The sequence below is a fragment of the Acinetobacter johnsonii ANC 3681 genome (genome assembly GCF_000368805.1).
Lineage (GTDB): Bacteria > Pseudomonadota > Gammaproteobacteria > Pseudomonadales > Moraxellaceae > Acinetobacter > Acinetobacter johnsonii.
The window spans coordinates 1,040,708-1,054,728 of the sequence record NZ_KB849705.1 but is presented as its reverse complement, the minus strand read 5'-3'; the positions used below and the strand labels follow the sequence as shown (position 1 = coordinate 1,054,728).

Sequence of the window (14,021 nt, the reverse complement as noted above, 5' to 3'; positions counted from 1 at the left end):
AGTTTATTCATGGCATTGAATATAGGTAAGCAATTTATCAAGGGTCAGCGTGTAGCAGTACATGCACCTGCACTTGAAAGTATTAATGCAACAGACTATCAACCTACGGGCTACCTCTTTAGTCAAGCGAGTATTGAAGAAGTTGATGCTGCAGCTCAAGCCGCAGAAGCTGCTTTTGTGTTGTACAGCCAAACTTCGCAAGAGCAACGAGCAGGTTTCTTAGATGAAATTGCCATTGAAATTGAAGCTTTAGGTGCATCACTACAAGAGGTTGCTTCTTTAGAAACGGGTCTCCCTTTGGCGCGTTTGCAAGGTGAAACAGGGCGCATTACAGGTCAGTTGCGTTTATTTGCTCAGTTGTTACGTCGTGGTGATTTTTATGCTGCACGTATTGATCCTGCATTGCCAGATCGTAAGCCGATGCCTCGTGTTGACCTACGTCAGTATAAAGTTGGTTTAGGTCCTGTTGCCGTGTTTGGTGCGAGTAATTTCCCACTGGCATTTTCAACCGCGGGTGGCGACACCGTTGCTGCTTTGGCTGCGGGCTGTACTGTGGTATTTAAGGCACACTCAGGGCATATGGCAACTGCTGAATTGGTGGCTGAAGCCATTGAAAAAGCTGTCGTAAAATGTGGCATGCCCGCTGGTACTTTCAATATGATCTTTGGTGGACGTATTGGTGCAGATTTGGTGGCACATCCTTTAATTCAAGCTGTGGGTTTTACTGGTTCTTTGGAAGGTGGTATGGCGCTGTATAACATTGCGCAAAACCGTCCACAACCAATTCCTGTCTTTGCTGAAATGTCGAGTGTGAATCCATTGGTGGTGATGCCACAAGCATTGGCTGCTCGTGGCGCGCAAATTGCACAAGATACCGTGGCGTCATTCAACATGGGCTGTGGTCAATTCTGTACCAAACCAGGTCTGATTTTAGGCGTGAAAAGTCCTGAATTTGATCGTTTTGTTGAAGGTTTGGTTGCCCATACCGAGCAAGCCGCTCCACAAGTGATGTTAAATTCGGGTACGTTGAAAAGCTATCAACAGGGTGTGGCTGCACTCAATGCAGAGACAGGTTTTGAGCAGATTGCTCAAGGTCAAGCAGCGACGTTGATTTCACAAGCATCGGCTAACTTGTTCCAAGCAGACCAAAGCGTTTTGTTGGCAGGTAATGCCAAGCTACAACATGAAGTGTTTGGTCCAATGTCGATTGTTGTTGCAGTAGACGACGAAGCAACCTTATTACAAGGTCTTGAACAATTGGCAGGGCAATTGACTGCAACCATTATTGGTGAAGATGCTGAATTGGCGACGGCACAAGCATTATTAACACTGTTCACGCGTAAAGCAGGGCGTGTGTTATTTAATGGCTTCCCAACGGGGGTAGAAGTGTCTGATGCGATGGTGCATGGCGGTCCATTCCCTGCAACAAGTGATGCGCGTGGTACATCGGTAGGTACGGGTGCAATTGAGCGTTTCATGCGTCCAGTATGTTATCAAAACACACCACAAGCTCTGTTGCCAGATGCACTTAAAAATGAAAACCCTTTGCAGATTAACCGCTTGATTAATGGTGAGTTGACCAAAGCAGCACTATAAGTCAATCCAATTTTTTCTGAGCCACGCTGTGATTCGTCATCGCGTGGCTTTCTTAAGGATGGTAGGGTATGGAAAGTTTTAACTGTAGTAATGCCAAAGCGCTGTTGTCTATGATTATGGATAAAGCAGTCGCGGGTGATCCCGTCGAAATCACCAGAAAAGGCCGTGAATCTGCGGTCATGATCAGCAAGGCCTCCTATGAGGCTTATAAAAAAGCAGAATTTGAGGCGAAATTTCCAAAACAGTCCGAATCTTACTGAAGGTTTTGGGCTTCAAAATGTAGTGCACGAGCATGTCAGGCGAGTATTTCCTTTTTTGAATAAACAGTGTTAGTTTGAATGACACGATCAGACTGATATGATGTATCACCACTCCCGATAACAACTGAAGTCCAAACAACTTACTATAGGGCTATTGGGTTGGGTTATAGTAAACTAAGTCTCTAATTTTCCAATATTTGGTGAGTCTCTTTCATTATGTCTAGTGCGATTAAATCTAGATCAACAAAAAAATTAAGCCAAATCATCGTCGCGCAATTGATTGAAAAAATTCAATCCGGAGACTTTAAGGTTGGAGAAAAAATTCCGACAGAACTTGAACTGATTGAACAGTTTGAAGTGAGTCGTTCGGTTATTCGAGAGGCTATTACCGAATTACGTTCTCTCGGTTATGTCGAGACCCGTCATGGCATTGGTACTTTTGTCAAAGAACATTCTATCGAACAAAATTTTTTACTTTCAAATGCCAGTTTAGAAACCATCAATGACATTGTGGCATTACTGGAATTGCGGATCAGTTTAGAGTCGGAAGCCGTATTTTTGGCATCTGAACGTCGTAAACAAGTACATATTGATCAGATGAAAGCGGCATTAAATGATTTTGAAATGCATATTTCATCGGGTGAAAATGATGGCACCGTCAAAGCCGATTATGACTTTCATATTGCGATTGCTGAGGCCTCTGCCAACCAATATTTTGTGGACTTTTTGAAGTACTTGGGTGAGAAAATTATCCCGCGTGCACGGGTGAAGTCGATTGAACAAAGTCCAGAAAATCGTGAAGAGTATTTAAAAGCGGTACATCATGACCATGTTAATATTTTCAATGCCATTGTGGATCAAGATGGACTTTTGGCGCGTCAAATGATGCGTGCTCATCTCTCAAAAAGCATTAAAAAGTTTAAGCAATAGTTTTCGGATTTAACGACGATTAAAGTTCTGATATAAAAAAGCAGCATGACTTAATTCGAGTCTGCTGCTTTTTTTATTGATGCAAAGTCTATTGAAGCATGATGTATTTAAACAAGGTTTTGCTTAACACCTTGCATATTTTGATTGATATTACTTTGTAAAATGTCAAACAAACGTTGCTGTGCTTCGTCTGTACCCCAAGCAATATGTCCAGTAATCATGACATTGGCATGCTGGCGTTGTAATTGGAGTAGCGGGTGATCATCGGCAGGCGGTTCCTGATTCAATACATCAGCACCAAAGCCCGCAATTTTTTTGCTTTCAATTGCTGCAATCAGGTCGGCATCATGCACTAAGCCACCACGTCCAACATTAATCAGAATACTTTTTTCTTTCATGCGTTCAAAGACTGAAGCGTCGATCATGTGTTGGGTTTCAGCATTTAACTCACAGTGCAAAGACAGAATGTCTGCTTGCTCAACTGCTTGTTCAAAAGGGATATAACCGTCACGGCAGGCAGGTGCATTTTTACGTTCGCTAAAGATCACCTTCATTCCAAAGGCTTGCGCTTTTTGTGCAAGCGATAAACCAATTTCACCTTTGCCAACAATAGTTAGTGTTTTATTTTTGAGTTCACCCATTGGAGCAGCTAAAAAGAATGAGCTGTTGCCCGTTGACCACAATCCTTGTTTAACGCCATCAACCTGTTGAGGAAAATTTTTAATTAAATTAATCATTAAGGTGAACGCATGTTCAGCAACGGCATCGCCTGCATAGCCACGGATATTACAGACTTGAACGCCATGTTGTTTGAGCAGAGGCAGATTGACGTGGTTAAAGCCAGTTGAGCAGAGTGCGAGGAGCTTTAGATTGGGATTGTTGGCTAAAACTTGTTCATTAACATTTAAATCACTAATGATAATGACATCTTGATCATGGACTTGTGTTTGAAACTGCTCTTGATCGAGTTGCTGGAATTCGCTGTATTGCACAGGAAAATCGAATTGAAATGCTTGATCAATTAAGACATATTTTTCGGCACAGGTTACTTTGAGAGTCGACATAAGAAAGTATTCAACATAAAACTAGAGGATATAAGACATCATATGTCATCTAAGTGCTGATTTCTATATCACATCATCATACGCAGGGCAGTTGCGCATCGTTCAAGCCATTTCTTGATTTTAAATCGATGAGTTTCTAGGAAGGAGATGCATCTGATACTGCTCTAATCAAGGCACTCATCAAGAAAAAATACCAAGAAATCGATACGTATTTCTTGGTATTTATCTTCGTTACATGAATGGTCTGAAACATGAAGCTAAACATCAAAAGCATGAACAACTCAGCTCAAACAAGTCCAGATTCTAGTTAAGTATTTAAATGCTCTAAGGTTGAAATAAAGTCCGTAAATTTCTCACCTTGAATCACCACATGCGCTTTCAGCAAAGCCTCAGCTTCTTGTTCATCCCCTGAAAAAATGGCCTCTAAAATTGCGCTATGCTCTGAAAATGAATGATTCATTCGATGGTTAACACGGAGTTGTAGGCGGCGGTAGGGGTGCAAACGTTTGTGCAAGGTACAGGCTTGTTCAATTAGAAAGGCATTATGACTAGCTTGATAAATGGCAAAGTGAAATAAACGGTTGGCCTCATAATAATTTTCTGAGTCGTTCTGATTTAAATAGTCCTGACATAACTGATGTAAGCGCTGTAATTCTTGCTTTTCTTCAGGTTGAATGCGCCGTGCTGCTAAACGTCCACACATAGCTTCTAATTCAGCCATCACCTCGAACATTTCACAAAGGGTAAGTGAATTAATGGCTGGAATAATTGCACCACGACGTGGGCGAATTTCAACTAAACCTTCAGCGGCCAATAGCTTTAATGCCTCACGAATCGGAGTGCGTGAAGCACCATAGCGTTCGCAAAGCTCTTGTTCATCTAGCTTAGTCCCAGGTAGGAAAAAGCCATAAATAATATCATCCTCTAACTTTTTACTAATTTGAATAGAAAGAGGAAGTTCCGCAATTGAAGTCATACATCACCAAAAATTGTATACAATTTATGTTTATTTGAGTACAAAATATTGTACACTGGATACAGATAAGCTATAACTATAGCAAATTATAAGTCATATTATTAGAAGCGCTGCATGATCCAGGGAGGATTCAGCAATGATTATTTACGGAACAGCCATATTGGCAGTCTGCCATTTACTTGGTGTTTATCTAGGCAATGTTCTCGGAGTTGCACTCGGTGTCCAAGCCAATGTAGGTGGTGTGGCCATCGCCATGATTTTATTAATTCTATCGAAGGAACTGTTAGCTAAACGTGGGCACTTACCGCAAGTGACTCAATTTGGTGTGTTGTACTGGTCAGGTATGTATATCCCGATTGTGGTTGCCATGTCGGCAGGCCAAAACGTAGTTGCTGCTATGTCGGGCGGGATGTTGGGGCTTGTTGTTTCGGTTGCCTCGCTTATCGGTACGGTATTGGTGATTCGTTGGTTGAATAAATCCAGTGGTGACTACGAAAGCTACGAATGGGCTGTAGAGCCGACTGAAAAAACCGCTTAAGGACAAGGGTGTTGTCTTAACACGAAATAACAATCAGTTATACGGTTACAAGGAAGAAACGCAATGGAAGAAATAATTACGGTTTTTACCAAAAATGCCCTCGTCGCGGCGCTCGCAGTGACTGGTTTGATGATGTATGTGTCGCATCTTTTGTCGAAATACCTCACCAAAGGGAAGTTACAAAGCTCAGCCATCGCCATCACCATGGGGCTAGTCTTGGCATATTTTGCAGGGATTTATACTCAAGGTGAAAAGGGCATTTCAGATATCGCCATTTTCTCAGGTTTTGCTTTACTCGGTGGCGCCATGATTCGTGACTTGGCCATTGCATCAACGGCGTTTGAAGTTGACGTCAAAGAAGTGAAAAAAGCAGGAAAGGTGGGTTTGATCGCACTTGCACTTGGCTGCGTGATTCCGTTTGTGATTGGTGCAATGGTGGCCTGGTTGATGGGCTATAAAGACCCCGTTTCGATGACCACGATTGGCGCAGGTGCGATGACTTATATCGTTGGACCAGTAACGGGTTCTGCCATTGGTGCAAGCTCAGAAGTGATTGCACTATCGATTGCGATTGGCTTAATTAAGTCAGTGTTCTTTATGGTGGGTACACCAATCTTTGCAAAATTTATGTATCTCAAAAGTCCACGTTCTGCCATGGTTTTTGGTGGAATGGCGGGAACGACCAGTGGTACAGCAGCAGGTTTGGCAGGAACTGATGTGCGTTTAGTACCCTATGGTGCATTGGTCGCAACCTTCTATACCGGTCTTGGTTGCTTACTTGGACCCTCTGTATTTTTTCTCACAATTAATGCCATCTTCGGCTAAGCACAGCATAAAGGTGACCCCATGAACCAAATGGTTAAGACGCGCTTATGGGATAAGCAGCGCACCCGTAGACAAGAAAAGTTGAATCTTGCCAAAGAAAAAGGCTTTGCAAAACAAGTTGAGCATGCTCGGGTGATTGAACTTTTGGAAACGGTAATTTCCAGTGGTGATCGCGTTTGTTTGGAAGGTAATAACCAAAAGCAGGCCGACTTTTTGTCAAAGAGTTTAAGTCAGTGTAATCCAGAGGTAGTTCATGACTTACATATCGTACAGTCGGTATTGGCTTTACCGAGTCATATTGATGTCTTTGAAAAAGGCATTGCCTCTAAGGTCGATTTTTCCTTTGCAGGCCCACAAAGTTTACGTCTAGCGCAATTGGTTCAGCAGCAAAAAATCAGTATTGGTTCGATCCATACTTACCTCGAGCTATATGGGCGATACTTTATTGATCTGACGCCAAATGTCTGCTTGATTACGGCACATGCAGCTGACCGTGAGGGCAACCTTTATACGGGTGCGAATACCGAAGATACACCCGCGATTATTGAAGCGACAGCATTTAAAAGCGGTATTGTGATTGTGCAGGTTAATGAAATTGTCGATAAGTTACCGCGTGTCGATGTACCTGCGGATTGGGTCGATTTTTATATCGAAAGTCCCAAGTACAACTATATAGAACCGTTGTTTACCCGTGATCCTGCACAAATTACTGAAGTGCAAATTTTAATGGCGATGATGGTCATTAAAGGCATCTATGCGCCGTATCAAATTCAACGTTTAAATCATGGTATTGGTTTTGATACCGCGGCGATTGAATTGTTACTGCCTACGTATGGGGCATCCTTAGGACTAAAGGGACAGATCTGTACCAATTGGGCTTTGAATCCACACCCAACTTTAATTCCTGCGATTGAAAGTGGTTTTGTCGAATCGATTCATAGCTTTGGTTCTGAAGTGGGGATGGAAGATTATATTAAAGAACGTCCAGATGTGTTCTTTACGGGTAGTGACGGCAGCATGCGCTCCAATCGTGCTTTTAGTCAAACTGCGGGTTTATATGCCTGCGATCTGTTCATTGGTTCGACTTTACAGATTGATTTACAAGGCAACAGTTCAACCGCAACCGTAGACCGTATTTCGGGTTTTGGCGGAGCGCCGAATATGGGCTCTGACCCGCATGGACGCCGGCATGCCAGTTATGCCTATACCAAAGCAGGCCGTGAAGCGGTCGACGGCAAACTGATCAAAGGGCGTAAGTTGGTGGTGCAATTGGTCGAAACATACCGTGAGCATATGCATCCCGTTTTTGTCGAAGAACTTGATGCGTGGCAATTGCAAGAAAAAATGGACAGCAAACTGCCACCTATCATGATTTATGGTGAAGATGTCACACACATTGTGACGGAGGAAGGGATTGCCAACCTGTTGTTGTGTCGTACACCAGAAGAACGCGAGCAAGCCATCCGTGGTGTTGCAGGTTATACCCCTGTTGGCATGAAACGCGATACGGCCAAAGTGGAAGAGCTACGTCAGCGCGCCATTATTCAACGCCCAGAAGATTTAGGCATTGATCCCACCCAAGTCAACCGTGATTTGTTGGCAGCAAAATCAGTAAAAGATTTAGTTAAATGGTCAGGTGGTTTATACAACCCGCCAAGCCGTTTCAGAAATTGGTGATCGATATGGAAAAGTTAAAATTTGAATTGCAATCCGCACCGCTGAGCGCTGAACAAGCGGCGGTCATTTGTGGTGTGGTCGGTTCTGGAAATTTAGAAGTATTGGTTTCACAGCATGATCAGGCGGATATTTGTCAGATTGAAGTCACGACATCAGCCGTCGGTTTTCAACATGTTTGGCAGTCTGTACTGAACGAGTTTGCACAACGTCATGCGGTAGCAGGGCTTAAATTTCAGTTAAATGATATGGGCGCGACCCCAGCGGTGGTGAACCTGCGCTTAAGCCAAGCAATATCTATGTTTAAGGGAGTATAGAACATGGATCAAGTGATGCTCAAAAATAGTTTTTATGAAAAAACCGCACGTGCGCGTATTCAAGCAGTCGTCGATGCTCAGAGTTTTCATGAGATTTTAAAGCCGACGGAGGTGGAGGTTAGCCCACACCTCTCTGCTTTGGATATTCCAGGTAGTTTTGATGATGGCGTGATTATTGGTACAGCGCGTTTAAACGGAACACCAGTGCATATTATGGCTCAAGAAGGCCAGTTTATGGGGGGGGCTGTGGGTGAAATCCACGGGGCGAAAATTGTCGGTCTCTTACATAAAGCCATTCAAGATCAAGCGCAAGCAGTACTGTTTTTTGTCGACTCAGGCGGCGTGCGTTTGCATGAAGCCAATGCTGGTCTCATCGCCATTTCCGAAATTATGCGCGCGATGTTGCAGGTACGAAATGCTGGGATTCCCATTATTACCGTGATTGGCGGCACCTGTGGCGCTTTCGGTGGGATGGGCATCAGTGCGTGTTTAAGTAGTGCCATCATCATGACGGAAGAAGGGCGTTTGGCACTGTCTGGGCCAGAAGTGATTGAAACAGTGAAAGGCGTCGAAGAGTTTGATTCGAAAGATCGTGCTTTGGTTTGGCGCGTTACAGGCGGTAAACATCGTTATTTACTGAGCCATGTACAGGCTTTGGTTGAGGATGATATTGCCGATATTCGTGATGCGATTTGGGCGCAGTTGAATCAGGCAGTTCCACCGCTTGATTTGCAGCAATTGCTACTAAAGCAACAGCAGCTTGAACAGCAACAACAGCGCTGGTTTGGTAAAAATGATGGTTTACAGATTTGGCATGACATGGGAATTTCACAGCCAGAAAAAATTCCGATGTTGTCTGCCCATGAAGTTGTGTTGTTAAAGCAAGGATGAGCTCATGAATACAGAATTACTTTTACAACAGTTGTTTCCGCGTCAACTGGATTATCAGATCGAAGGTTATGTGATTAAGGGCAATGCTCAGACGGACGCAGGTCCAGTACGGATTTTGGGTACAGTTAATGCAGCACCTATTAATCAAGACATTGCCATTCAATTATCCTCAGAAATTTTGAATTTGGTACAACAAGGCAACAAAACTCCCGTGGTCTTTATTGTGGATACGCAAGGTCAAGATCTTTCCCGTGCCGATGAGTTATTGTGCTTAAACCGTACCTTCGCGCATTTGGCATCTTGTGTTGATCTATTGCGTAGAAGTGGGCATGCCAATCTCGCGATAATTTTCGGTCAAGCGGTCAGTGGCGGCTTTCTCTCTTATGGACTCATGGCAAACGAAGTTTATGCACTCAGTGATTCGCAAGTGAAAGTCATGGACTTAAACGCGATGGCACGGGTTACTAAAATTCCAGTCGAAAAGTTAAAAGAACTTTCCCAAAGCTCAGCTATTTTTGCCCCAGGGGCAGAAAACTTTTACAAAATGGGCGCAATCAATGCCATTTGGCCAGATTTGGAGACCGATTGGGTCAGCCAAGCACTGTTAAATCAACAACAACATCTTGAGGTTTATCTGACAGATCAACGCCGTGTGGTGGGGCAGCAGCGTCAAGGGCGTGTGCTATGTAGTACCATTATTGAGAAAGTTGTCCACAGTTAAGGAAGCAGATATGGATCGTCATGATTTAGCTTATCTTCGTGATTCAGTAACCTTACATTTTTTAGATGTTTCTTTACCAGAAACAGTGAAACACAAGGTGTATCAGCTGCTGAGCCAATATATTCCAATGACCGTTTGTCGGCAGGAAGATGTGGATGTGGGACAAGTGAAGCTGGCGATCAACTGCTTGCTTGAGGGTTATAAATATCGTGTGGCGTGCTTAGTAGAGAAACACGAGATCGAGCAGATTACTCGACCGCTTTCTCTACATGCTTTGTTAGAAGCTGACTCGCAGCTCCTACAACCTAAAGTGTGGAGTGATTTTGCAGACAACTTAGAACGATTGGGCTGCAAAGTATATGTTTACGGTTCATATGCCTATCAGTCTCTCACGCAGGAGACTTATGTCAGGCCGACTTCAGACTTAGATCTGTTGTTGTATCCACAGCATCAACATGATGTACCAGAAATTTTACAGTTCATTCAACAAGTCAAAACCCAGAGTTCTATCCGTTTAGATGGCGAGATTCAAATCCATCAAGATTGGCATGTGTCATTTAATGAATTAATTGCTGTTTTTCCTGAAATGAACCAGCAAGTGATTGTCAAAGGAATTCAGCGTGTCGAGATGCTGAGATTAGAACAATTATTCGAAGGGAAGCTTGAATATGCAAATGCTACAACCGCATGAAGTTTTATGTCCGAACATTGTCAATACTGCTGAAACATTAGACCATTTGGCATGTATGGCGTTATTGGATGAAGCCAGTTTAGAACATAAGCCCGGTTTGGTTTGTCCAAGTTCGCAGGGCAGCCATAGTGATATGGACTTTAGCTTGTTCCAGTGTAGTGTGGATGCTTTACAGGGCTATTTTCAGGCGCAATGTTTGAATGGCTATCGTGATGTCAATTTTGAAGAGATTCGACAATGTGGCATTTTAGCTGAACAAAAAATGATGGCTGCAACTCAGCAGATCAATACGCATAAAGGGGCAATTTTTAATTTGGGTTTTGCCAGCGCGGCAGTAGGGCAATGTCTAGCAACTGATAGTTCGTTGAATGCAGGCTCAATCAGTCAAAAAATTCAAAGCATTTGGCAGGATGAACTGTTACATCATTTAGAGCGAAATCCCAACAGTCATGGGCAACGCATACGGAGTCAATATGGCATCACTGGGGCGATTGAAGAAGTGGCTTCAGGTTTTAAAACGGTGATGGATGTTGCCTTGCCTACGTATATCGACATTTATGCCAAAACGGTCAATGCACAGCAGGCTGCAATTCAGACCTTATTCAGTCTGATGGCCTATGTACAAGATACCAATATTGTTTGGCGCGGTGGTTTATCTGCCTTATATATTGTGCAGGATCTAGCCAAGCAGTTTTTGGTCCGTGGCGGTGTGCTACAACACAATTGGATGCAAGAGGTGGCTAAAGTGGAAGATTATTTCGTTCAGCATCGCTTAAGTCCGGGGGGGAGTGCTGATTTATTGGGGGTGACTTTATTCATGCTGAAGGTGGAACATGAATTTTGCAATCATATTTAGTGGGCAAGGACTCCAAAGCTTAGCCCATGTTCAAGAGCTACTCACTCTGGCAGATGAGCTTCATGTATCAGATATTTTAAAGCAGCATTTGCCGAAGCTATTTTGTTCCGATTTAACCGAAGCGGATCTGTATCAGAATGAGTTCGCGCAGCCTTTTATTTTTGCTTTGCAATGGTGTCGTTGGCAAAAGTTAAAACCTGAGATTGAAGACCTTATGAGCTTCTCAGGTTATTCGCTCGGAGAGTTAAGTGCACTCATTTGTGCAACACAAACTGGTTTGGAGCAAGGCCTGTATTTAGCCCAGCAGCGTGCCTCGTTGATGTCTTCAGCCACTCAGCACGCAAGTGGCTTAATGGCTATTCAGGGTATCAATCTCAATACACTTGAAGCGTTGTTGACTGAAACCTCAACCGCACTTTCCATTAAGCTCAGTGATAGTAGTTTTGTTGTGGGGGGGGATGATGCTAATTTACAGCAGCTTGATCAGCAACTCGAATTGCGAGGAACACGTTTTGTTAAACGCTTGAATGTTACTATTGCATCGCATACCGTATGTATGGATGCTGCGGTTCAGCCGTATCGGCAAGTTTTACAGCAGCAAGATTTTGCTCGTTTATGCACGGCCATGATTAGTGGTTCGGGTGGACATAAGTTTTTTAAGACCACAGACGCAGTGAACGAGCTAATTCACCAAATGAATCATGCGATTAATTGGGATGCCTGTTTAAGTGCAATACAAGAAAATCAGCCTGATGTCGTGTTAGAAATTGGGCCGGGCAGCGCCTTAAGTAAAATGCTATTAGAACGCAATCCAAATTGTATCGTACGTGCGGTGGATGATTTTAAAAGTTGGTCTGGATTGCAGGCATGGTTAGAAAAACAGAACTTTGCATGAGTTTGATAATGCATATCAAGGATTCAAAAATTAGCGGTACTTGAATATTAGGAATAACATTCAAATACCGCATAAGTTTTCGATGTATGCACAACCTTTATACGCTAACGATATGATGTCATGCTTTTTATGTATTTGGGTTTAACGCATAAACATAGGCCTGTTGCGTCTGCCCATTCTCTAAACAAACCTCAGTTAAAACACGCTGATATTCACTTCCTTCAAACTCATCCAAGCTGTTCCACAGCGTATTTAATTGCTCTGAACTAAACATATATCCATCAATAGTTTGTCCAGCTGGATTCAGCATTAGCCCAGGAAAACCAAGTTCTGCTCCCCAACCCGCTTTCTTAAGCAAACCTTTCACAGAGCCTTTGCTCCATGTACCGCCAATCACTTCTAAAATATGAGCATTCGGTTTGTTTGGCCCTAAGGTGCCATAGGCAAATAAGTGTTGTTGCATAATGTAAATGTTCCTAATGGGTAACAGATGGAGAATGAAGTGGTTTTATTGAAAAAATAACGATGAGTGCAATTAGAATCAGAAAAATATTTAATATAACGATGCCATTCCAGCCATGGCTTTGCCAGATATTTCCACCATACGCACCCACAATGCTTGAACCTAAATAATAAAAAAGCAGATACAAGGAGGTGGCATGACCTTTATTGGATGTTGCGAGTTCTCCAACACGACTGCTGGCAATGGCATGGGCAATGAAAAAACCAGTGGTCACACAGCCAATCCCGAGAATAATCAAAAACAACGAGGCAGAAAGAGTGAGTAGTACACCTAAGAGCATGCACAAAAAGCCCAAGATCATCACCTGCTTTTTGCCTATTCGGTCTGCGATATTGCCTGCAATCGAAGAGGAAATAATACCCAAACTATAAGATAAAAAAATGAGGCTTATTTGAGTTTGGCTTAAATGATAGGGTGCTGCAAAGAGTCTGAAGGTCACATAATTAAACAGCGTGACAAATACACTGGTGAGTAAAAAGCCAATCCCATAGATTTTTAGCAGGCGGATATGACTCAAGTGTGCATACCATGCATGTAGATGGAACTTAAAAGAGAGACCTTGCTGGGCAATGAAATTTCGTGAATTGGGTAAGAGTTTCAAAAAACCAAACGCACAGAACAGACAGATGCCGCCAAGAATGGCCATGGAAATACGCCATGAGAAAAACTCGGTCAAAATGCCCATGCCAACACGTCCCATCATGCCGCCAAATGCTGTACCTGCAATATACAGCCCCATGGTTTTACTTAAATTTTTAGGACTAATTTCTTCTGCAATCCAAGCCATGGCAACAGCGGGAACTCCACCTAGGACAAAACCTTCTAAGCTTCTTGAAACCATGAGCACATGCCAACTCGGTGAAACCGCGCATACCACATTGAGTATAGAAGCCAAAAGCATAGAGAAAAACATGAGGCCTTTTCTGCCCAATGTTTGTGAAAAGGCACTGGATAGCACGATCGATATAGCCAAAAAGCCTGTGGTTAACGACAGTGCTAGCGCACTTGCACTGGGTGCAATATGGAAACTCTGACTTAAGTTGGGCAGTAAGGGTTGTACGCAATAGATCAGTGAAAAACTGGCAAAGCCCAACAAAAACAGCGCCATGCCCGCTCTTTTATACTCAACTGTACCTTGGCTGATGGTCTGCGGAATCGGCTGTTGAGGGGTAGACCAATCTGCTTCTAATGAAGAGCTCAGTTTCATGACTTGGCTGATTTAAAATGGAGAGAAGCTTTATTTTAAGAATTATACTTGTATATG

General features: G+C 43.2%; 16 protein-coding genes. 12 read left to right on the top strand and 4 right to left on the bottom strand.

Translation table 11 applies throughout. The features are described from left to right. Positions 1-9: 9 nt before the first annotated feature. The 3 genes from F946_RS09240 to F946_RS09230 all read left to right on the top strand — a co-directional run bounded on the left by F946_RS09240 (position 10) and on the right by F946_RS09230 (position 2,786). Entirely contained in the window at positions 10-1,596 is a 1,587-nt protein-coding gene (locus tag F946_RS09240) for an aldehyde dehydrogenase (NADP(+)) (protein WP_004981517.1), read from the top strand. A 68-nt stretch (positions 1,597-1,664) separates the two neighbouring features. Next, complete coding sequence (locus tag F946_RS09235; protein ID WP_004981514.1) at positions 1,665-1,856, top strand: type II toxin-antitoxin system Phd/YefM family antitoxin; 192 nt, start codon at positions 1,665-1,667, stop codon at positions 1,854-1,856. Between the two features lie 216 nt (positions 1,857-2,072). Further along, positions 2,073-2,786, top strand: a complete 714-nt coding sequence (locus F946_RS09230; RefSeq protein WP_004981513.1) for a FadR/GntR family transcriptional regulator — start codon at positions 2,073-2,075, stop codon at positions 2,784-2,786. A gap of 107 nt (positions 2,787-2,893) precedes the next feature. Here F946_RS09230 and F946_RS09225 read toward each other — a convergent pair whose 3' ends face one another. Next, a complete protein-coding gene (locus F946_RS09225) occupies positions 2,894-3,850 on the bottom strand; it encodes an NAD(P)-dependent oxidoreductase (RefSeq protein WP_004981510.1) in 957 nt (318 codons plus the stop codon). A 307-nt stretch (positions 3,851-4,157) separates the two neighbouring features. After that, on the bottom strand, positions 4,158-4,826 hold the full coding sequence (locus F946_RS09220) for a GntR family transcriptional regulator (RefSeq protein ID WP_004981507.1): 669 nt from the start codon (positions 4,824-4,826) through the stop codon (positions 4,158-4,160). A gap of 136 nt (positions 4,827-4,962) precedes the next feature. On the opposite strand from F946_RS09220, the gene madL reads away from it, so the two are divergent. The 9 genes from madL (at position 4,963) to F946_RS09175 (ending at position 12,234) form a co-directional block, all read left to right on the top strand. After that, complete coding sequence (madL, locus tag F946_RS09215; RefSeq protein WP_004981506.1) at positions 4,963-5,364, top strand: malonate transporter subunit MadL; 402 nt, start codon at positions 4,963-4,965, stop codon at positions 5,362-5,364. Between the two features lie 63 nt (positions 5,365-5,427). After that, the gene (gene madM / locus F946_RS09210) at positions 5,428-6,189 is read left to right on the top strand and encodes a malonate transporter subunit MadM (protein WP_004981504.1); all 762 of its coding nucleotides are present in this window, start codon (positions 5,428-5,430) and stop codon (positions 6,187-6,189) included. A gap of 21 nt (positions 6,190-6,210) precedes the next feature. Beyond that, positions 6,211-7,866: a malonate decarboxylase subunit alpha gene (mdcA, locus tag F946_RS09205; RefSeq protein ID WP_004981501.1), complete on the top strand. Its 1,656-nt coding sequence runs from the start codon at positions 6,211-6,213 to the stop codon at positions 7,864-7,866. Between the two features lie 5 nt (positions 7,867-7,871). After that, positions 7,872-8,180: a malonate decarboxylase acyl carrier protein gene (mdcC, locus tag F946_RS09200; protein ID WP_016166424.1), complete on the top strand. Its 309-nt coding sequence runs from the start codon at positions 7,872-7,874 to the stop codon at positions 8,178-8,180. Positions 8,181-8,183: 3 nt separating this feature from the next. Next, entirely contained in the window at positions 8,184-9,071 is an 888-nt protein-coding gene (locus F946_RS09195) for a biotin-independent malonate decarboxylase subunit beta (RefSeq protein WP_004981499.1), read from the top strand. 4 nt (positions 9,072-9,075) lie between these two features. Further along, the gene (gene mdcE / locus F946_RS09190; RefSeq protein ID WP_004981496.1) at positions 9,076-9,792 is read left to right on the top strand and encodes a biotin-independent malonate decarboxylase subunit gamma; all 717 of its coding nucleotides are present in this window, start codon (positions 9,076-9,078) and stop codon (positions 9,790-9,792) included. A gap of 10 nt (positions 9,793-9,802) precedes the next feature. Continuing rightward, complete coding sequence (gene mdcG / locus F946_RS09185) at positions 9,803-10,483, top strand: malonate decarboxylase holo-[acyl-carrier-protein] synthase (protein WP_004981494.1); 681 nt, start codon at positions 9,803-9,805, stop codon at positions 10,481-10,483. Further along, positions 10,461-11,339, top strand: coding sequence for a triphosphoribosyl-dephospho-CoA synthase MdcB (gene mdcB, locus F946_RS09180; protein WP_004981493.1), 879 nt, complete (start codon positions 10,461-10,463; stop codon positions 11,337-11,339). The genes mdcG and mdcB overlap by 23 nt, the downstream gene beginning before the upstream one ends. Then, on the top strand, positions 11,317-12,234 hold the full coding sequence (locus F946_RS09175) for an ACP S-malonyltransferase (RefSeq protein ID WP_004981490.1): 918 nt from the start codon (positions 11,317-11,319) through the stop codon (positions 12,232-12,234). Before mdcB ends, F946_RS09175 begins: the two co-directional genes overlap by 23 nt. 127 nt (positions 12,235-12,361) lie before the next feature. Here F946_RS09175 and F946_RS09170 read toward each other — a convergent pair whose 3' ends face one another. Together F946_RS09170 and F946_RS09165 are read right to left on the bottom strand one after the other, a co-directional pair. Beyond that, positions 12,362-12,697: a gamma-glutamylcyclotransferase family protein gene (locus F946_RS09170; protein ID WP_004981486.1), complete on the bottom strand. Its 336-nt coding sequence runs from the start codon at positions 12,695-12,697 to the stop codon at positions 12,362-12,364. 13 nt (positions 12,698-12,710) lie between these two features. Continuing rightward, positions 12,711-13,964 (bottom strand): MFS transporter, encoded by a 1,254-nt coding sequence (locus F946_RS09165; protein ID WP_004981485.1) that lies wholly within the window; start codon positions 13,962-13,964, stop codon positions 12,711-12,713. Positions 13,965-14,021: the final 57 nt, after the last annotated feature.

What these genes read in the sequence shown, in the direction of transcription:
- F946_RS09240 (WP_004981517.1), top strand. Translation starts at nt 10, where the DNA reads ATGGCATTGAATATAGGTAAGCAATTTATCAAGGGTCAGCGTGTAGCA.
- F946_RS09235 (WP_004981514.1), top strand. Translation starts at nt 1,665, where the DNA reads ATGGAAAGTTTTAACTGTAGTAATGCCAAAGCGCTGTTGTCTATGATT.
- F946_RS09230 (WP_004981513.1), top strand. Translation starts at nt 2,073, where the DNA reads ATGTCTAGTGCGATTAAATCTAGATCAACAAAAAAATTAAGCCAAATC.
- F946_RS09225 (WP_004981510.1), bottom strand. Translation starts at nt 3,850, where the DNA reads ATGTCGACTCTCAAAGTAACCTGTGCCGAAAAATATGTCTTAATTGAT.
- F946_RS09220 (WP_004981507.1), bottom strand. Translation starts at nt 4,826, where the DNA reads ATGACTTCAATTGCGGAACTTCCTCTTTCTATTCAAATTAGTAAAAAG.
- madL (WP_004981506.1), top strand. Translation starts at nt 4,963, where the DNA reads ATGATTATTTACGGAACAGCCATATTGGCAGTCTGCCATTTACTTGGT.
- madM (WP_004981504.1), top strand. Translation starts at nt 5,428, where the DNA reads ATGGAAGAAATAATTACGGTTTTTACCAAAAATGCCCTCGTCGCGGCG.
- mdcA (WP_004981501.1), top strand. Translation starts at nt 6,211, where the DNA reads ATGAACCAAATGGTTAAGACGCGCTTATGGGATAAGCAGCGCACCCGT.
- mdcC (WP_016166424.1), top strand. Translation starts at nt 7,872, where the DNA reads ATGGAAAAGTTAAAATTTGAATTGCAATCCGCACCGCTGAGCGCTGAA.
- F946_RS09195 (WP_004981499.1), top strand. Translation starts at nt 8,184, where the DNA reads ATGGATCAAGTGATGCTCAAAAATAGTTTTTATGAAAAAACCGCACGT.
- mdcE (WP_004981496.1), top strand. Translation starts at nt 9,076, where the DNA reads ATGAATACAGAATTACTTTTACAACAGTTGTTTCCGCGTCAACTGGAT.
- mdcG (WP_004981494.1), top strand. Translation starts at nt 9,803, where the DNA reads ATGGATCGTCATGATTTAGCTTATCTTCGTGATTCAGTAACCTTACAT.
- mdcB (WP_004981493.1), top strand. Translation starts at nt 10,461, where the DNA reads ATGCAAATGCTACAACCGCATGAAGTTTTATGTCCGAACATTGTCAAT.
- F946_RS09175 (WP_004981490.1), top strand. Translation starts at nt 11,317, where the DNA reads ATGAATTTTGCAATCATATTTAGTGGGCAAGGACTCCAAAGCTTAGCC.
- F946_RS09170 (WP_004981486.1), bottom strand. Translation starts at nt 12,697, where the DNA reads ATGCAACAACACTTATTTGCCTATGGCACCTTAGGGCCAAACAAACCG.
- F946_RS09165 (WP_004981485.1), bottom strand. Translation starts at nt 13,964, where the DNA reads ATGAAACTGAGCTCTTCATTAGAAGCAGATTGGTCTACCCCTCAACAG.